The organism is Herbaspirillum sp. VT-16-41 (assembly GCF_001994935.1).
Lineage (GTDB): Bacteria > Pseudomonadota > Gammaproteobacteria > Burkholderiales > Burkholderiaceae_D > Herbaspirillum > Herbaspirillum frisingense.
In genome coordinates, this window is the sequence record NZ_MUXB01000106.1 from 227,053 (window position 1) to 244,566 (window position 17,514).

General features: G+C 64.6%; 14 protein-coding genes. 8 read left to right on the plus strand and 6 right to left on the minus strand.

Going from position 1 to position 17,514, the window contains the following annotated elements; translation table 11 throughout:
- The first annotated feature begins 108 nt into the window (after window positions 1-108).
- Entirely contained in the window at window positions 109-906 is a 798-nt protein-coding gene (locus tag BTM36_RS13510) for a MetQ/NlpA family ABC transporter substrate-binding protein (protein ID WP_077236679.1), read from the plus strand.
- A 138-nt stretch (window positions 907-1,044) separates the two neighbouring features.
- Here the strand turns inward: BTM36_RS13510 and ylqF are convergent, their stop codons facing one another.
- Together ylqF and BTM36_RS13520 are read right to left on the minus strand one after the other, a co-directional pair.
- Complete coding sequence (gene ylqF, locus BTM36_RS13515) at window positions 1,045-2,004, minus strand: ribosome biogenesis GTPase YlqF (protein ID WP_077236680.1); 960 nt, start codon at window positions 2,002-2,004, stop codon at window positions 1,045-1,047.
- 160 nt (window positions 2,005-2,164) lie between these two features.
- Window positions 2,165-3,460, minus strand: a complete 1,296-nt coding sequence (locus BTM36_RS13520; RefSeq protein ID WP_254427002.1) for an MFS transporter — start codon at window positions 3,458-3,460, stop codon at window positions 2,165-2,167.
- Window positions 3,461-3,748: 288 nt separating this feature from the next.
- Here BTM36_RS13520 and BTM36_RS13525 point away from each other — a divergent pair, with 288 nt between their 5' ends.
- Window positions 3,749-4,630 carry a LysR family transcriptional regulator gene (locus tag BTM36_RS13525; protein ID WP_077236682.1) on the plus strand — a complete coding sequence of 294 codons (882 nt, stop codon included), beginning with the start codon at window positions 3,749-3,751 and terminating at the stop codon, window positions 4,628-4,630.
- A 33-nt stretch (window positions 4,631-4,663) separates the two neighbouring features.
- On the opposite strand, the gene BTM36_RS13530 is transcribed toward BTM36_RS13525, so the two are convergent.
- The gene (locus tag BTM36_RS13530; RefSeq protein ID WP_077236683.1) at window positions 4,664-5,605 is read right to left on the minus strand and encodes a histone deacetylase family protein; all 942 of its coding nucleotides are present in this window, start codon (window positions 5,603-5,605) and stop codon (window positions 4,664-4,666) included.
- Window positions 5,606-5,971: 366 nt separating this feature from the next.
- Between BTM36_RS13530 and mltB the strand changes: the two genes are divergently transcribed.
- From mltB to BTM36_RS13545, 3 genes are all read left to right on the plus strand, one after another.
- Window positions 5,972-7,150, plus strand: coding sequence for a lytic murein transglycosylase B (gene mltB / locus BTM36_RS13535; protein WP_174616851.1), 1,179 nt, complete (start codon window positions 5,972-5,974; stop codon window positions 7,148-7,150).
- Window positions 7,151-7,225: 75 nt separating this feature from the next.
- Window positions 7,226-9,397 carry a TonB-dependent siderophore receptor gene (locus tag BTM36_RS13540; RefSeq protein WP_077236685.1) on the plus strand — a complete coding sequence of 724 codons (2,172 nt, stop codon included), beginning with the start codon at window positions 7,226-7,228 and terminating at the stop codon, window positions 9,395-9,397.
- 15 nt (window positions 9,398-9,412) lie between these two features.
- Window positions 9,413-10,624: a phosphotransferase enzyme family protein gene (locus BTM36_RS13545; protein ID WP_077236686.1), complete on the plus strand. Its 1,212-nt coding sequence runs from the start codon at window positions 9,413-9,415 to the stop codon at window positions 10,622-10,624.
- A 36-nt stretch (window positions 10,625-10,660) separates the two neighbouring features.
- Here BTM36_RS13545 and BTM36_RS13550 read toward each other — a convergent pair whose 3' ends face one another.
- Window positions 10,661-11,203, minus strand: a complete 543-nt coding sequence (locus tag BTM36_RS13550; RefSeq protein ID WP_077236687.1) for a YaeQ family protein — start codon at window positions 11,201-11,203, stop codon at window positions 10,661-10,663.
- A gap of 164 nt (window positions 11,204-11,367) precedes the next feature.
- Between BTM36_RS13550 and BTM36_RS13555 the strand changes: the two genes are divergently transcribed.
- A complete protein-coding gene (locus BTM36_RS13555; RefSeq protein WP_077236688.1) occupies window positions 11,368-11,964 on the plus strand; it encodes a DUF1415 domain-containing protein in 597 nt (198 codons plus the stop codon).
- Between the two features lie 339 nt (window positions 11,965-12,303).
- On the plus strand, window positions 12,304-12,651 hold the full coding sequence (locus tag BTM36_RS13560; RefSeq protein ID WP_006713143.1) for a hypothetical protein: 348 nt from the start codon (window positions 12,304-12,306) through the stop codon (window positions 12,649-12,651).
- Between the two features lie 92 nt (window positions 12,652-12,743).
- Here BTM36_RS13560 and cysM read toward each other — a convergent pair whose 3' ends face one another.
- Window positions 12,744-13,646: a cysteine synthase CysM gene (gene cysM, locus BTM36_RS13565; protein ID WP_077236689.1), complete on the minus strand. Its 903-nt coding sequence runs from the start codon at window positions 13,644-13,646 to the stop codon at window positions 12,744-12,746.
- 313 nt (window positions 13,647-13,959) lie between these two features.
- Between cysM and BTM36_RS13570 the strand changes: the two genes are divergently transcribed.
- A complete protein-coding gene (locus tag BTM36_RS13570; RefSeq protein WP_077236690.1) occupies window positions 13,960-15,609 on the plus strand; it encodes an isovaleryl-CoA dehydrogenase in 1,650 nt (549 codons plus the stop codon).
- A 29-nt stretch (window positions 15,610-15,638) separates the two neighbouring features.
- Here BTM36_RS13570 and BTM36_RS13575 read toward each other — a convergent pair whose 3' ends face one another.
- On the minus strand, window positions 15,639-17,480 hold the full coding sequence (locus BTM36_RS13575) for a hypothetical protein (RefSeq protein ID WP_077236691.1): 1,842 nt from the start codon (window positions 17,478-17,480) through the stop codon (window positions 15,639-15,641).
- Window positions 17,481-17,514 lie beyond the last annotated feature (34 nt).

Genomic DNA, 17,514 nt, shown 5'->3' on the forward strand with positions numbered 1-17,514 from the left:
GGCCGCAAGAGCGTGCCAAGAGAGCGCCAAGAGCGCCACGCGCAACCGGCATCGATAACACCGCGCAGCTATCCGCCGCGCATTTCAAAAAAGCTTGAAAGGAAAGTCATGAAGCGTCGTCAGTTGATTCAATTCATCGCAGGCCTGGGCCTGGCCGCCGGCCTGGTGTCGGCCCCCGCATTCGCCGAAGACCAGATCAAGATGGGCGTGACCGCAGGTCCGCACGCCGAGATCATGGAACAGGTCAAGAAGCTGCTGGAAAAAGACGGCGTGCAGATGAAGGTCATCGAATTCACCGACTACATCCAGCCCAACGCCGCCCTGGCCGCCGGCGACCTGGACGCCAACTCCTACCAACACCAGCCCTACCTGGATGCGCAGATCAAGGATCGCGGCTACAAGTTCATCAGCGTCGGCACCACCATCACCTTCCCGATGGGCGTGTACTCCAAGAAGGTCAAGTCGCTCAACGACCTCAAGCAAGGCGCCCGTGTCGGCGTGCCCAACGACCCCACCAACGGCGGTCGCGCACTGCTGGTGCTGCAGGCCAAGGGCGTGATCAAGCTCAAGGCCGATGCCGGTCTGAAGGCCACCCCGCTGGACATCGTCGAGAACCCCAAGAAGGTCAAGATCATCGAACTGGATGCCGCCCAGCTGCCGCGTTCGCTGGATGACTTCGACGCTGCCGTCATCAACGGCAACTACGCCGAATCGGCCGGCCTGTCGCCGACCAAGGACGCCATCGCCGTGGAAGCGTCGACCGGCCCCTACGCCAACGTGCTGGCCATCCGCGCTGCCGACAAGGACAAGCCCTGGGTCGCCAAGCTGGTCAAGGCCTACCACAGCCCGGAAGTGAAGAAGTTCGTGCTGGAGAAGTACAAGGGTTCCGTGATCACCTCCTGGTAATCCGCCTCCCCTGCAGCATCCTTGCAGCAAACGAAAAGGCCAGCTTCGCGCTGGCCTTGTTGCTTTTCCGGCGTGCTCAAATCATTTAGATGATTTGAGCACGCCGGAAGGAAAGCCGACCGAGCGGCACAGGCGCACTCAGTCCTTGCGCTCCCGGTGATCCGGCGCATTGCGCCAGTCGTCCTCTTCCTCGTCTTCCTCATCCTCGGCCGGCAGGGCATCGGGGTTGTCGGTGGAACGGTAGGTCGCCAGCAGCTCGGCACGCGACGCCGGGGTCTCCAGCGAGATGCGCCCCAGCGCACCACTGCGGTAATCCTGCAGGAAGGTATGCGCGGCCTTTTCGAAATCGTAGTCGCCACCCTTGAGACGGAAGCCCCGCTTGGCCGCCACGCCCTCCACCACGGCCACGCCATCCATGTCCTCGGGATCGAAGCCGTAGCGCGCCTTGAGCAATTGCGGATAACGCTGCAGCAGCAGGTCGGCCAGGAAGGTGGCCACCTCTTCCTCGATCAGCGCATTGCTGCCCACCGCATGGCTGGCGGCCAGCATCAGGCCATCGCTGGGGTGCTCGATCTTGGGCCACAGCATGCCCGGGGTATCGGTCAGGACCATGTTGTTGCCCAGGTAGAGCCGCTGCTGGGTCTTGGTCACGGCCGGCTCGTCGCCGACTGCCGCCACGCGCTTTTTCAGCAAGGCATTCATCAGTGTGGACTTGCCCACGTTGGGGATGCCCATGATCATCATGCGCAAGGGCTTCAGGGCCGTGCCGCGATGCGGGGCCACCTGCATGGCCAGCTTGGGCACGCGTGCCACGTCGGAGGGCTTCTTGCACGACAGCGCCACGGCGGTCACGCCCTTCTGGCTGTTGTAGTAGTCGATCCAGGCTTGCGTGGCCACCGGGTCGGCCATGTCGGTCTTGTTGAGGATCTTCAGGCAGGGACGCTGACGCGCATTGCGCAACTGCTCGATCATCGGATTGCAGCTGGCCTGCGGCAGGCGGGCATCGACCACTTCGATGACCATATCGACTTTTTCCATGCTCTCGGCGGCCTTGCGGCGGGCCGAGTTCATGTGACCGGGGAACCATTGGATGGACATGCGGGATTTCTTTCTGGTGCGTATTTCGTTGAAGGCGCTATTTTACGGCCCTGCCCCGCCAATCCCTAACAAATCCCCAATAAAACAGCCTGCCGCGCACAAGTCGGGGCAGGCTGTTGGACGGGGAACAACACCGCGCTCAGGCGCGCCGGGTCACCCATTACTCCTTGACAACACCGACGAAACGCCACACCAGCCACAGCGCCAGCCCGTAAGCGGCGGCCATGACGCCAAAGGCCAGGCCATTGCGCAGCCCCCAGCCGTCCACGCTGTGCAGGATGGCGCCCATCAGGGCCACGCCGACCAGGGCACCGATCTGGCGATTGGCGTTCAGGGCCGCCGCCGCGCTGTTGGCGTGGGCCTTGCCGGCCACCTGCATCACCACCGTGGTCATGGCGGGGATGGCCGTGCTGATGCCCAGGTTGGCTGCAGCGCAGACCACGGCCAGCACCCAGTAAGGCGTGTCCGGGCGGAAGCTCATGGCCACGGCGGTAAACACCGTACCCACCGACAAACCCAGCAACAGCGGCACGCGCGGTCCCCAGTGCGCGGCCATGCGGCCCGACATCAGGTTGCCGAAGAACACCACGGCCATCATCGGCACCAGTTGCAGGCCGGTATGCAGGGCATCGGCACCGCGCCCCTGCTGCAGGAACAGCGCCAGGTAGAACAGGTTGCCGTAGATCCCGAAGTTGATCATGAAGCCGATGCCATTGGCGGCCGCAAACTGTGGTGTGGCGAACAGGGCCTTGGGCAGCAGCGGCGCCACGCCACGCAGTTCGTGTCGCACCAGGGCCACGGCGGCCAGCACTGCCACCGCCAGCCCGGCCAGGATGCGCGGCGAGGTCCAGCCATAGACCGGCCCCTGGATCAGCACAAAGGACAGCCCGGCCAGCATCACCACCCCGGCCAGGTGGCTATACAGATGCAGGGCACGGGCCTGCCCGGCCACCTGCGGGATGAGCTTCCTGGCCATCAACAGGCCCACCAGCCCGACCGGCACGTTGATGAGGAAGATACTGCGCCAGCCCAGCCAGTGGATCAGCACGCCCCCCACCAGCGGACCGATGGCTGCGGCCAGGCCGACCGTGGCCGACCACACGCCCAGCATGCGGGCGCGCACGCGGTCATCCTCGTAGACGTGACTGAGCAGGCTCAGCGAACTGGGCATGAAGAAAGCCGCACCCAGCCCCTGCAGCAGGCGCGCCGCCACCAGGAAAGGACCATTGGGCGCCGCCCCGCACAGCAACGAGGCCAGCACGAACAGGAAAAGTCCGGCCAGGTACAGCTTGCGCGCGCCGAAGCGGTCGGCCAGCGCACCGCCCACCAGCAGCATGGCGGCAAAGGTCAGGGTATAGCCATCCACGATCCAGACCAGGGTGGACAGCGGTGCATCGAGACTGGTGGCGATATTGGAGAGACCGACGTTGACCACCGTCACGTCCAGCATGGCCATGACGAAACCGATGGCCAGCGCTACCAGTGGCAGCAAGCCAGCCCGATGGGGTAAAGCGGTGACAGGGGGATGGCCGGCGGGTGCCGGGCCAAGCGGACGAGGAACGGAAGACATGACATTCTTTCTGCGCGAAGGGCGCAAGGGAGAGCGGCAGACCCGCTGCCGGTACCCCCGGGGCGAGTGACGATGGATGGATTCTAGGCGTTCGCTGCGATGCAATAAAGAGGTATAAAATCAGCGGGCTGATGCAAATCTGCATCAGCTCATCTACCCGGAAAGCACATCCTCATGGACTGGGACAACGCCCGCATCTTTCTCGCCATCTACCGCGTTGGTACCCTGCGCGGTGCAGCCGAGCACCTGGAGATCGACCAGGCCACGGTCGGCCGGCGCCTGGCCGCGCTGGAAAAATCGCTGGGCGCACGCCTGTTCCTGCGCACCCCGGGTGGCTACGTGCCCACCCCTGCTGGCGAACTGGCTGCAGCGGCCGCCAGCCAGATGGAGCAAGGCGCCGAGCAACTGCAGCGGCAGATGCAGGGAATCGACGAGCGCCTGTGCGGCGTGGTACGGCTGGCCGCCACCGACATCACGGCGCGGCATTTCCTGTTGCCGGCCCTGAAGCGGCTGCGGGAATCCCATCCCACCATCAAGGTGGTGCTCACCACCTCCACCCAGTTGAGCAACCTGACCAAGCGCGAAGCCGACATCGCCGTGCGCACGGTGCGCCCGGACGCGCCGGACCTGATCACGCGCCATCTCAAGCGGCTGCACAAAGGCATGTATGCGTCCAAGGCCTATGTGAAAAAGCGGGGGCGGCCCGAATCCGGCAGCGGTTTGAAGGGGCATGACGTCGTGATCTACCCGTACAGCATCTCGCCGAACAAGCCCGAACAGATCTGTGGCGAATCCATCGTCCATGCCAACGTGGCCATGGAAGTCAGTACCGGGCTGGTGATGTACGACTGCCTGCAGGCGGGATTCGGGATCGGCGAACTGCCCATCCATGTGGGCGACGCTGCCAGCGGGCTGGTGCGCATCTGGCCGGAACGGGCCACGCCCTACGACATGTGGCTGGTCCTGCACAGCGACCTGAACCGTACCGCCCGGGTGCGGGCGGTGGCCGATGCGATCATCGCGGCCTATGAGGCCTACGAGCCCCACCCGGCCTAGCGCGCCAGCAAATCCTCGCCGCGCGCGCGTGGCTCACTCCAGGTCGGCCAACACCTTCAGGTGGGCCACCACGCTGCGCCCCAGCGCCGAGGGGCTATAACCTCCCTCCAGGCAGCTGACGATGCGGCCCTGGGCGTACTGGTCGGCGATCTTCATGATCTGCCGCGTGATCCAGGCGTAATCGGCCTCGACCAGCCCCATCTGGCCCATGTCGTCTTCGCGATGGGCATCGAAACCGGCCGAGATGAAGATCATCTGCGGCTGGTGCGCATGCAGCGCCGGCAGCCATTTCTCGGTCACCACCTGACGCACCGCCCCCCCATCGGAGTAGGCCGGCACCGGTACGTTGACGATGTGCGACTCGGTCGGACCATCGCCGGAAAAGGGATAGAAAGGATGCTGGAAGAAACTCACCATCAGCACCCGTGGATCATGGGCAAAGATGTCTTCGGTGCCATTGCCGTGATGCACGTCGAAATCGATCACCGCCACCCGCTGCAGCCCGTGCACGTCGATGGCATGCCGAGCCGCCACCGCCACGTTGTTGAACAGGCAAAAACCCATGGCCTTGTCGTGCGTGGCGTGATGCCCGGGCGGACGCACGGCGCAGAAGGCGTTGTCCAGCTCGCCGGCCAGCACCGCATCAGTCGCCGCCACGGCCGCGCCGGCCGCACGCAGGGCCGCATTCCAGCTGTGCCGGTTGATCAGGGTCTCGCCGTCGATGGAGTAATAGCGCTCGCCCGACAGGCTCAGCGCATGACTGTGCTCGCGCACGTAATCCACGGCCGCAGCCGTGTGTACCCGCTCCAGTTCGGCCGGATCGGCCAGCGGCGCTTCCCGGCGGTCGAGGAATTGATCGATCCGGCTCAGGATCAACTGATCTTCGATGGCCTCCAGACGGGCGGGGGCCTCGGGGTGCCAGTCGCCCATTTCGTGGCGCTGGCAGTCGGCGTGCGTATAGATGGCGGTGGTCATTATTGCTCTTGTTACTAACAGGCAAGCCGTGGCCGGCCGGGTTGTCTCATCGGGCTGGGGCCTGTTCACATTCAATCTACGAGTGCGAGAGGTCGCCAAGCGTTGACTGCCTAGGCGCAGCGACGCGCCGTAGTGGTGCTACGGCAAGGAGCTGCAACAACGGCAGGCGACGCTTGGCGGCCTCTCCCGGAGGGTTGGCGCCAGATTGAATGTGAACAGGCCCTAGTGTACATCCGCTGTCGCGTATCGTGTACGGGACGCAGCACCCAGCATGCACCAGCACGGGGCAAGGGGGCCGATGCGGTATACTTGCAGGCTTGTCCCGCCCCTGCTCCGCTGACCAGATCGCTTCACCGCTTGCCGCTCATGCCCATCTCCCTGCCTCGCCTGACTTCGTCCCTCTCCACCCTGTTGCTCGCCGGCCTGTGCGCCCTGGCGCCGGCAGCGCATGCGCAGGACGGCAAGCCTGTGGAAAAGAAAACCCAGAAAAAGCCGGCAGACAAAAAAGCCGGCAGCGACAAAGCCAAGCCCAAGGCCAAGCCGCCAGCAAAGTCGGCAGCGAAGAAGAAAGTCGTGGCAGACGATCAGGGCGAGTTCGTCAACTTCAATGACTGGAAGGACGTCGGCCGCTTCATCGACGAGATGGTCGAGCGCAACCAGTTCCAGCGGGGCGACCTCAACGATCTCTTCGCCAAGACCCGTTATGTGGACAGCGCCATCCAGCTGATCAAGCCGGCCCCCAGCACCAAACCCAAGAACTGGAGCGCCTATCGCGCCCGCTTCGTGGAACCGGTGCGCATCAATGCCGGCGTCGAGTTCTGGAATACCTATGGCGTGGCGCTGGCGCGCGCCGAAGCGCAATACGGGGTGCCGATGGAAATCATCGTCGGCATCATCGGCGTGGAAACGGTCTACGGCCGCAACACCGGCAACTTCCGCGTCATGGATGCGCTCACCACGCTGGCCTTCGATTATCCCAACACGCCCAATCGCGAGGCCCGCATGGCCTTCTTCCGCGGCGAGCTGGAAAACACCCTGCTGCTGGCTCGCGAGGCCGGTATCGATCCGCTGTCGCTGCGCGGCTCCTATGCCGGCGCCATCGGCTGGCCGCAATTCATGCCCGGCAGCATCCGCGAATACGCGGTCGACTTCGATGGCGACGGCAAGATCGACCTGCGCAATTCGCCGGTGGATGCCATCGGCAGCGTGGCCCACTATCTGTCCGTGCATGGCTGGCAGCGCGGCGAACCGGTGGCCTTCCCGGTCACCGTCTCGGCCGACAACCTGCAATGGCAAGCCATGCTCAACCAGGGGCTGGAGGCCAAGTACAGCGAAGACCAGTTGCACGCGGCCGGCATCTCCACCCCGCCGCTGCCGGCCGGCCAGCGCTTCGGCCTGGTCGATCTGCAGAACGGCACCGGCCCGACCGAGTACTGGATCGCCACCAATAACTTCTACGCCATCACACAGTACAATCGCAGCTACTTCTATGCGATGTCGGTGGCCGACCTCGGCCGCGCCGTGGCCGTCGCCCGCAATCGCTGAGCCGGCGACCACGCTGGCCGATACGACGGAGCGCCCGGCGCTCCGGCTCTCCTACCCTCCACGATCAGAACCACCATGAAACGCATTGCACCCCTGGCCTCCACGCTGATGCTGACGCTGGCCGGCACCTCGCTCGGCCTGTCGGCCACTGCCCGCGCCGCCGATGTCGGCGACGACAAGGGCGAAGCGCTGCCCACGGTCAACGTCACCGCCAGCGGGACGACCAGGGATGGCGCGCGCCCTCGATCAGCCGCCGTGGCCGGTTTCGACGATGCGCCGCTGCTGGATACCCCGGCCTCGGTGGCCGTGGTCACGGCCGCGCAAATGCGTGACCAGCAATCGCGCCTGCTCTCGGACGTGGTCAAGAACGATGCCGCCATCAACGAGAATTACGCTCCGGTGGGCTATTACGAGAACTTCAGCATCCGTGGCGTGACGCTCGACCCGGCCAGCGCCTATCGCATCGATGGCCTGACGGTGACCGGCGAACAGAACATCGCGCTGGAAAACAAGGAACGCGTCGAATTCCTCAAGGGCGTGGCCGGACTGCAGGCCGGTGTCAGCAGCGCCGGCGGCATCGTCAATTACGTGACCAAGCGCCCGGCCGATGTACGCTCGATCACCCTGGGTACCGATTCCTACGGCTCGCGCTACCTGGCCACCGACCTGGGCGTACTCTTCGGCGAACAGAAACAGTTCGGCCTGCGCATCAACGCCGCGCATGAAGACATCCACTCCTACGTCGACCATGGCGATGGCTGGCGCGACTTTGCCTCGCTGTCGGCGACCTGGGCGCTGTCCTCCAAGACGCTGGTGCAGTTCGATGCCGAATACCAGCAGAAGGCGCAGCACTCGGTAGCCGGCTACCAGCTGCTGGGCGGCACCACCCTGCCCTCGAGAGTCTCGCCCAAGACCATGCTGACGCCACAATCGTGGGCGCAACCGGTGCGCGACAGTGCGCTGAACTACCGCCTGCGCGTGGATACCGAATTCAATGCCGACTGGCGCGGCTACGTGCAGGCCGGTCGCAGCCGGGCGGTGATCGATGATTACCTGGCTTTCCCGTATGGCAGCGGCAGCTTCGCTTCCACCACCTTCGGTGCCAATGGCGACTTCGATGTCTATGACTATCGCGTCCCCAATGACGAACGTCGCAATGACGAAGCGCAGGCGGTCATGATCGGCAAGTTCGCCACCGGCTGGCTGCAGCACGAGTTGACGCTGGGCCTGGCGATGTCGCGCCGGACCGTGGACAAGCCCGATGGCATCAGCGTGTTGGTGGGCGAGGGCAATATCTATACTGGCACACCGGAATTGGCACCGGCCACCGATGTTCCCGGCCCGGCCTATCGCAACCTGGACAGCCGCCAGAAGGCGATGTTCTTCAGCGACCGCCTGCAATTCTCCGAGCGCTGGCAAGCCATCGCCGGCGGCCGCCAGGTGTGGTTGAACGAGCAGGCCTTCGATGCCGACGGCAACGCCACGCGCACTACCTCCCGCAACCTGTTCCTGCCGCAACTGGCACTGATCTTCAAGCCGCTGCAGGACCTCTCGGTCTATGGCAGCTACGCAGAGACACTGACCCTCGGGACCTCCGCGCCGTTCTGGGTCAGCAACTTCCCGACCACCTTGCCGCCTTCGGTGGCACGTCAGCTGGAAACCGGCGTGAAATGGGATGTCTCGCCTGACCTGGCACTGACGGCCGCCCTGTTCCGTATCCGCAAGGCCTACGAATACCAGCAGCCGGATTCCAGCGCCAGCGGCTTTACCTACGTCCAGCAAGGCCGCCAGACCAACACCGGCATCGAGCTGGGCGCCAGCGGCAAGCTCAGCCCGCGCCTGGCCGTTGGTGCCAGCGTGGCCGCCACCCGCGCACGCGCCAGCGATACCGGCACCGCCGCCTACGATGGCCAGCAGGTGGTCAACGTGCCGCGCCTGCGCAGCAGCGTCTATGCCGATTACGCGCTGCCCGGCGTGGAAGGCCTGAACCTGATGGGCAACTGGCTCTACAGCAGCAGCAAGCCGGCCACCCGCGATGGCAGCGTCAATCTGCCGGCGGTACATGTCTTCAATGCCGGCCTGCGCTACCGCATGCGCATGGGCAGCCATACCGCCACCCTGCGCGCCAACATCGACAACCTCTTCGACAAGCGCTACTGGAAGGATGCCGGCCAGTACCTGGGCGACGGCTATGTGCACCTGGGTGCGCCGCGCACGGCGCGCCTGTCGCTGCAATACGATTTCTGACCGGTTGCCGCGATCATGCAAGCCGCCTCGCACCATCTCACCCGCGTCATCAGCCATGGCATGGGCGCCGAGCCGGTCATCTCCGACTGGCCGGCGCTGACCTCCGCGGAGGTGGCCCGGGTGCTGCATCACTATCCCGAGGTCGGCCAGCCGCTGCGGCTGGAGTGGCATAGCCCACGCCCGTTCTCGGCGGCCTGCGTGATGCAGACCGCCAGCGGGCCCGTCATCGTCAAGCGCCATCATGCGCGGGTACGCGATGTCGTCGCACTGGCCGAGGAACATCGCTTCGTGGCGCACCTGCAGGCGAACGGATTGCCGGTCAGCCCGGCGCTGGCCACCGCCGAGGGCGCCACCGCGCTGGCCGACGAATACTGGACCTATGAAGTATTTCCGCTGGCGCCGGGGGTCGACCTGTACCGTGAGGCGATGTCGTGGACGCCCTTCAGCAGCGGCCAGCATGCGCATTCCGCAGGCCACATGCTGGCACGACTGCACCAGGCATCGGCCGGCTACGACGCGCCGGCGCGGCCGGCGCGTCCGCTGGTGTCGAGCTTCACCATCTTCTCGCAGGAAGACCCGGTGCGGCCCCTGCAGGCTTACATCGAACAGCGTCCGGCCATCGCCGATTACCTGGAAAACCGCCCCTGGCGGGGCGAGGTGGCACAGCACCTGCTGCCCTGGCACGCCGGATTGAAACCCTATCTGGATGAATTTTCGCCGCTGTGGACCCACAACGACTGGCATGCCTCCAACCTGCTGTGGAGCGATGCCACCGAACAGGCGCAGGTGGAGACGGTACTGGACTTCGGCCTGTGCGACCGCACCTGCGCGCTGCACGACCTGGCGACCGCCATCGAGCGCAACATCGTCGAATGGCTGGCCATCCCGCAACGCCAGGTGCAGCTGGTGCACCTGGATCTGCTGGATGCGATGCTGGACGGATATGCCTCGGTGCTACCACTGAACGCGCGCCAGACACGCGCATTGGCGGCGCTACTGCCGCTGGTGCATGCCGAGTTCGCGCTGGCCGAGCTGGATTACTTCCACGGCGTGACGCAGTCGCCGCAGAATGCCTCGCTGGCCTATGACACCTATTTCCTGGGCCACGCTGCGTGGTTCCACACCAGCGAAGGACAGCGCCTGCTGACGCATCTGCAGCATCGGGCCGATGCGCTGGAGCACAAGCCGGATAGGGCTTCCGCTGCAGTCAATCAGGCCGCGCGCTGAGGCACAGGCGCCACGTCGCGCAAACCTGGTGGAGAATCAGGCAAAATCCTTGATCGTTTCCGGTTCGATCAACACCATCTCTTCATTGGCGCCCAGCCAGACCTGACCATCCTGGATCGTGCATTGCAATTGCATGGTGCGCTGCGCCAGGGCCGCCAGTGCCTGGCTGGCCTCGGCCGGGATATTGACCACCTTCAGGTTCTTGGCGCGCTCCACGCGGCTGCCGGTCTGGTTCCACCAGATATTGGAGACGCTGCTGTAGCTATACACCAGCACCCGGTCGGCGCGGCCACAGGCCTTGAGGATGGCGCGGTCATCGGGCTGGCCGACTTCGACCCAGAGTTCGATGGTGCCGGTCAGGTCCTTCTGCCACAGGTCGGGCTCGTCGGTATCGGAGAGTCCCTTGCCGAAGGCCAGTGACTCGCTGGCGTTGAGGGCGAAGGCCAGCACCCGGATCATCATGCGCTCGTCGGTCTCGGACGGATGGCGGGCAATGGTCAGTGCGTGTTGCTGGTAGTAATGCCGATCCATGTCGGAGATCTGCAGGTCAGCCTTGAAGATGGTGGATTTGAGCGCCATGGAATGTGTACTTGTACTTGCTAAGGAAATGCGGGGCCGCCGGTACGGGGCCGCCGCCAAAGGTTGGCAAGCATAGCCGATCTGGCCGGTGCGTGGGCATTTGTGGCGGCTTGAACTGGCCGGCGGCTGCCCGTGTCCGCCTGCCCATGCGACAATGCCGCCCCATGAACGCCACCTCCGCCTCCCCTGCCGCCGAGCCCCCCTTCAGCGACGACGACGTCATCGCCCTCACCCGCGCCTGGCTGGAACAGGCCGTCATCGGCCTCAATCTTTGTCCCTTTGCCAAGTCGGTCCATGTGAAGGACCAGGTCCGCTACCACGTCAGCCAGGGCCAGGACTGGGACAGCCTGGCGGCCGATCTGGAACAGCAATTGGCCTTTCTGGCAAAGACCGACCCGGAACAGGTGGACACCACCCTCTTCATCATTCCGCTCGCATTAGCCGACTTCCACGAATACAACGACTTCCTGGATTGGGCCGATCGCATCCTGGAACGACTCGAGCTCGACGGCGTGCTGCAGATCGCCAGCTTCCACCCGGACTACCAGTTTGCCGACACGCAACCCGACGATATCGAGAACTACAGCAATCGCTCGCCTTTTCCCATCCTCCATCTGTTGCGAGAAAACAGCATCGACAGGGCCGTGGAAGCCTACCCCGATGCCTCCGCCATCTTCGATAAAAACATGGTTACCTTGAGGAAATTGGGGCTAACTGGCTGGAACATGCTGCCATTTGTCGTATCAAAACGGCAACGCTAGCAATTTTTCGAGGAATGCTGTTAATATCTGTTACAAATTCGGGCATGAGTTTCTGCAACTATTGTGGAATAGAATTTTCTGACTGCATGAAAAATGTGCAATTATTTCTATATAGACATAGAATTATTGTTGTGCTGCCTCAAGCGCACTTGGTCAGAGAACAGAGAACTTGATAAGCGTTGTTTTGAAGTCGTTCTTTGATAGGGCTTTCGTTATCCTGCAGAAAAAGGCATCGCCTTGGCTCTCAGATACCGTCAGTCGCGTTTTGCAGTTTTACAAACAATTAATGCATAGGCGCAAAGCCTTCCACAAACATCTGCATAATGGAACGTCCCGATCATGACTACCAACGATACTGCTGAAACCAACTCCATTTCCGATCATGTCAACTACGATCCGAACCATCTGCTGGATGCGTTGATCGAGAAGCTGCACCTGAAGAATGACGCAGCCCTGTCACGCGCGCTGGAAGTGGCGCCGCCGGTGATCAGCAAGATTCGTCACCGCCGCCTGCCGGTGGGTGCATCGCTCTTGATCCGCATGCATGAAGTCAGCGAGCTGTCCATTCGCGAGCTGCGCGAACTGATGGGTGATCGCCGCGAGAAATTCCGCATCAGCGACAAGCAGTTCAAGCCGAAGCCAGGTGCTGCTCCTGGCGCTGCGCCGACCGCCGGTTCGCCGGAGTAGGCAACGGCCCGGGACCTGGTCCCGACTGTGCGACAAAAACAAAACGGAGCCATTGGCTCCGTTTTGCATTGTGCGTCATGCGTCGGCCGGCGTCAGGCCGGGAACACCCCGGTAGAGAGATAGCGGTCGCCGCGATCGCAGACGATGAAGACGATGGTCGCGTTCTCCAGCTGGTGCGACAGCCGCACTGCCACCTCACAGGCGCCAGCGGCCGAGATGCCGCAGAACAGCCCCTCGGTCACGGCCAGCTTGCGGGCCATGTTCTCGGCATCGGCCTGGCTGACCGATTCGGTCTGGTCCACGCGGGAACGGTCGAAAATCCTGGGCAGGTAGGCCTCGGGCCACTTGCGGATGCCCGGAATGGACGAGCCCTCTTCCGGCTGGGCACCGACGATCTGCACCTGCGGGTTCTTTTCCTTCAGATATTGCGACACACCCATGATGGTTCCGGTCGTGCCCATGGCACTGACGAAGTGGGTGATGCTGCCCTTGGTATCGCGCCAGATTTCGGGACCGGTGGTCTCGTAGTGGGCCAGCGGATTATCCGGGTTGGCGAACTGGTCCAGGATCAGGCCTTCGCCGTTCTTCTGCATCTGCTCAGCCAGGTCGCGGGCGTATTCCATGCCGCCGCTCTTGGGCGTGAGCACGATACGCGCGCCATAGGCCGCCATGCTCTGGCGGCGCTCCTCGGAGAGGTTCTCCGGCATCAGCAGCACCATCTTGTAGCCACGCATGGCCGCCACCATCGCCAGCGCGATACCGGTATTGCCGCTGGTGGCTTCGATCAGGGTGTCGCCGGGCTTGATCTGGCCACGCGCCTCGGCGCGGGTGATCATGGAATAGGCGGCACGGTCCTTGACCGAACCGGCCGGGTTGTTGCCTTCGAGCTTGCCGAGGATGATGTTGTTGCGGCGCCGGGCTTCATCGCCGCCGATGCGCGGCAACTGGATCAGCGGGGTATTGCCGATGGTGGATTCGATGGTCGGATAAGACATCTGCTGGGCTTCCTTGCGCAGCCGTGCACACGCACGGGGGCGATCTTTGGTCGAAACAAGCATTCTAATATGACTGCAACGCATGTGCCGGCGACGCCACCTAACAAGATGCTTATATGGATATAGCCAAAACATCGTAGGGACGACCAGGCAGGATCCGGGCGGGGGCAGTCGCAGCAAGGAGCAAGGAAGGCAAAAGCCTGGAACGGTTCCCAAGTCCTGCAAATACGCGCACACTGCCACCTATCAAAGTGCACAAAAAAGCGGGCGAAGCTGCCCCATCAAAACAGCTGTGCGCGTTTTCGGAGACGCCATGCACACCCACGAGATCAGCAACCAGGTCCCGGACCTGCACGACTACAACCTCTACCGCAGCGACGCCGCCCTGGTCGACGCCGTCCGGCGCGAAGGCGCCCACTGGCACGACTGCACCCTGGCCAGCCAGGGCGAGGCGCTCGGCAGCGCCGAGATGATGCAGCTGGCCGAACTGGCCAATCGTCACACCCCCGTATTGCAGACCCATGACCGCACCGGCCATCGCATCGACGTGGTCGAGTTCCACCCGGCCTGGCACACCCTGCTGGAACAGCTGCGCCGCGCGGGCTTGCACGCCCTGCCCTGGATGCAGCCGGGCGATGGCGCCCACGCCGCCCGCGCTGCCGGCTACTTCCTGCATGCGCAGATCGAGGCCGGTTCGCTCTGCCCGACCACCATGACCTTCGCCGCGATCCCGGTGCTGCAGCAGGAACCGGCCCTGTTCGAACAGTTGCGCACGCGCCTGTTCTCGCGCGAGCACGACGCCCGCGACCTGCCGATCACGCACAAGCGCTCCATCCTGATCGGCATGGGCATGACCGAGAAACAGGGCGGCTCCGACGTGCGCAGCAATACCGCCATCGCCATGCCGGCCGATCCGCTCAACGACGGCTGCGGCACGGCCTATCTGCTGTCGGGGCACAAGTGGTTCTTCTCGGCGCCGATGTGCGATGCCCACCTGATGCTGGCGCGCACCGAGAACGGCCTGTCCTGTTTCTTCGTGCCGCGCTGGCTGCCCGATGGCACGCGCAACCCCATCCTCCTCCAGCGGCTCAAGGACAAGCTCGGCAATCGCTCCAACAGCAGCAGCGAGATCGAATTCGAGGAAGCCATGGGCATCATGGTCGGTGCCGACGGGCGCGGCATCACCACCATCCTCGAGATGGCCAACCATACCCGCCTGGATTGCGTCATCGGCAGCGCCGCGCTGATGCGCCAGGCCCTGGTGCAGGCAATCCACCACGCCCGCCATCGCAGCGCCTTCGGCCGCCTGCTGGCCGAACAGCCGCTCATGCGCAACGTCCTTTGCGACCTGGCCCTGGAAAGCGAAGCCGCCACCATGCTCATGCTGCGCCTGGCGCATGCCTTCGATGCCCCGGACGACCCGTTGCAGCGCGCCTGGAAACGCATCGTCACGCCCGCCGCCAAGTTCTGGATCTGCAAGCGTGCCCTGGAATTCACCGGCGAATGCATGGAAGTCTGGGGCGGCAACGGCTACGTGGAAACCGGGCCGATGGCGCGCCTGTACCGGGAGGCCCCGGTCAATTCGATCTGGGAGGGTTCGGGCAATGTGATGTGCCTGGACGTGCTGCGCGCCATTGGCCGTGAAACGCAAGGTTTCCAGCTACTACTGCAGGAACTGGAGGACGCGGCCGGCGCGCATGTTTCGCTGGCGCAACGCGTGAGCGCCCTCAAGCAGATGCTGCAGGCACCCGAGGAAGAACGCGAAGCCTGTGCCCGGCGGCTGGTACAGCAACTGGTGCTGGCCCTGCAGGGCATGCTGATGCTGCGCCACGCCCCTGCCGGCTCGGCCGATGCCTTCCTTGCCAGTCGTGGCGAAGGCGATGGCGGCCGGGTCTACGGCACGCTGGCAGGCCACAGTCTGCCGGCCCAGCAAGCCATCCTGCAGCGCGCCTGGCCGGGCTGATCCCGGCCCCCCACCCGGTTCAACCTCGTTCAGCCCGGCAGGGATGGCAGCGATGGCATCAGGGGGCTGCGTTCGCCCCAGGCCACGAAGAGCTTGCCACGGCGTGTGCGCAGGCGGCGCTGCTTCATGGCCGAGTAGACCAGTTCGGACAGAGTACGCTGCTCGGCCGCACTCATCGTCAGCGACATGCGGTACATGCGCAGCAGCATCAGGGCATTGTTCATGAAGGCGTTGTCGGCCGCGTCACTGCGCGCCAGCGCCGCCATCTGCGCCGCCAGGGTCAGGTTGCGCGCACCCTCGGCCGCCGCCGCTAGCAGTGGCTGCCTCATGGAGGGCGCATCCTGCAGCGCGATGCGTTCCAGCACCATCCGATAAGCGGCTTCCAGTTCGCTGCTCTCTCCCGCACTCTCGCCCAGCGGTACTCCGGCCAGGCCGGCCAGCAGTTTTTCCAGGGCACTGAAGCTGCTCACATGACCGCTCAGGTCGCCGTCACGCCAGCCGCCGCCGGCAGGGTCGAGCAGCCACGCCAGGAAGCCATGGTCCAGCCGGGTCATGCTGGCCGCGCGGCTGGTCAGCAGGCGCTGCGCGATGGCGGCCTCTTCACTGCTCATGCGGCCTGCCTGCGCCAGCGATACCGCACCCGCCTGCCCGCTGGAAGCGCCGCCATAGGAAGCCGGGCCGCCGGCGCGTGCCTGCCGATAGGTGGCCAGATCCCGCGCCAATGCATCCACCTCGTCCAGCGCCATCCCGTTGGCCTGGGCGTAGGCATAGGCTTCGGCCAGCAGGCGCCGGTCGCCATAGGCCAGGAAATCGCGGCTGGCCACACCGGCCGTGGTACGTCGCACCGGCGTAGGTTCATCCTCGCGCCGCAGCACCCCGAAGACCCGTTGCAGCAGGACCAGATAGGCGCTGTCCTGCACGCTGTGGGCGGCATTGTTGACCTGGATCAGGTCGGCCAGGCGCGGAGCGGCGGCGATCAGTTCGGCCAATGACGGCCCCAGGCGGGGCAGCATCAGACCCCGGATGACACCGCCGGCCAGCGCCAGCGGTCCCATTGGCAGCACCAGCGTTTCCAGCATGCGCGCCAGATCGATCTGCTGTTGCGGCGGCAACGGCGCCTGCGGCTGCAACTGGTAGAGATCCAGATATTGCTGCAGCAACTGGGCGTAGTTGTCGGGATAGGCGGTCTGCTCCAGGGCCGACAGGCTGGCGTAGAACACCAGCGCTGCGGTGATGACCGGCTTCCAGTCACCGCTGTCGAGGGCTCGCTGGAACACCGGCGCCCAGAATTTCTGGTCCAGCTCGGTACGCTGGTTGGCGGCGGCGTAGCGCTCATTGATGGTGTAGGCGCCGCTCTCGTCATAGACGATGGCCGACAGCTCGGCCCGTGACCAGCCCGCAAACGGATTGGGGGCGCGACCATACAGTGCTTCGGTGGCCTGCCGTGCCTGGTTCAGGCGACGCGGATCGGACGAGGGCGGCACCTCGGCATCGGCCGCCGCAATCGCGTCGGCCCCGCGTCGTGCCGCGACCAGTCTTGCCTCGATGGCGAAGAGCGTATTGCGGGTGATCGGCAGCGTGGCGTCCAGCATCGCCTTCACCGCCGCCGGTGCACTGGCAGTGGCACCCTGCGCCGCTTCGGTGGAATCCACCGCCGCCGTGGTGACATGGTCGACCGCCGTGGCCAGGGCCGCCATGAGCTTGCCCTGCGCCGACAGTGTCAGCGTCACGCCCTCATCGGGCGGCACTGGCGGCGCCGTGGCACTGGCGGCCGTGCTCGCCGGTGGCGTATCGCCCCGGGGGTGTTGCTGCGTGGTCAGTTGCGCGACGGCTTCGCGCGCCATGATGGCCAGATCGGTTTCCATCGCCATGTCCGCTCTCCTGGGTCGGAGTTCTCATGACTTG

What these genes read in the sequence shown, in the direction of transcription:
- ylqF (WP_077236680.1), bottom strand. Translation starts at nt 2,004, where the DNA reads ATGTCCATCCAATGGTTCCCCGGTCACATGAACTCGGCCCGCCGCAAG.
- cysM (WP_077236689.1), bottom strand. Translation starts at nt 13,646, where the DNA reads ATGTCTTATCCGACCATCGAATCCACCATCGGCAATACCCCGCTGATC.
- BTM36_RS13525 (WP_077236682.1), top strand. Translation starts at nt 3,749, where the DNA reads ATGGACTGGGACAACGCCCGCATCTTTCTCGCCATCTACCGCGTTGGT.
- BTM36_RS13570 (WP_077236690.1), top strand. Translation starts at nt 13,960, where the DNA reads ATGCACACCCACGAGATCAGCAACCAGGTCCCGGACCTGCACGACTAC.
- BTM36_RS13530 (WP_077236683.1), bottom strand. Translation starts at nt 5,605, where the DNA reads ATGACCACCGCCATCTATACGCACGCCGACTGCCAGCGCCACGAAATG.
- BTM36_RS13550 (WP_077236687.1), bottom strand. Translation starts at nt 11,203, where the DNA reads ATGGCGCTCAAATCCACCATCTTCAAGGCTGACCTGCAGATCTCCGAC.
- BTM36_RS13555 (WP_077236688.1), top strand. Translation starts at nt 11,368, where the DNA reads ATGAACGCCACCTCCGCCTCCCCTGCCGCCGAGCCCCCCTTCAGCGAC.
- BTM36_RS13520 (WP_254427002.1), bottom strand. Translation starts at nt 3,460, where the DNA reads ATGGCCATGCTGGACGTGACGGTGGTCAACGTCGGTCTCTCCAATATC.
- BTM36_RS13510 (WP_077236679.1), top strand. Translation starts at nt 109, where the DNA reads ATGAAGCGTCGTCAGTTGATTCAATTCATCGCAGGCCTGGGCCTGGCC.
- mltB (WP_174616851.1), top strand. Translation starts at nt 5,972, where the DNA reads ATGCCCATCTCCCTGCCTCGCCTGACTTCGTCCCTCTCCACCCTGTTG.
- BTM36_RS13545 (WP_077236686.1), top strand. Translation starts at nt 9,413, where the DNA reads ATGCAAGCCGCCTCGCACCATCTCACCCGCGTCATCAGCCATGGCATG.
- BTM36_RS13540 (WP_077236685.1), top strand. Translation starts at nt 7,226, where the DNA reads ATGAAACGCATTGCACCCCTGGCCTCCACGCTGATGCTGACGCTGGCC.
- BTM36_RS13560 (WP_006713143.1), top strand. Translation starts at nt 12,304, where the DNA reads ATGACTACCAACGATACTGCTGAAACCAACTCCATTTCCGATCATGTC.
- BTM36_RS13575 (WP_077236691.1), bottom strand. Translation starts at nt 17,480, where the DNA reads ATGGCGATGGAAACCGATCTGGCCATCATGGCGCGCGAAGCCGTCGCG.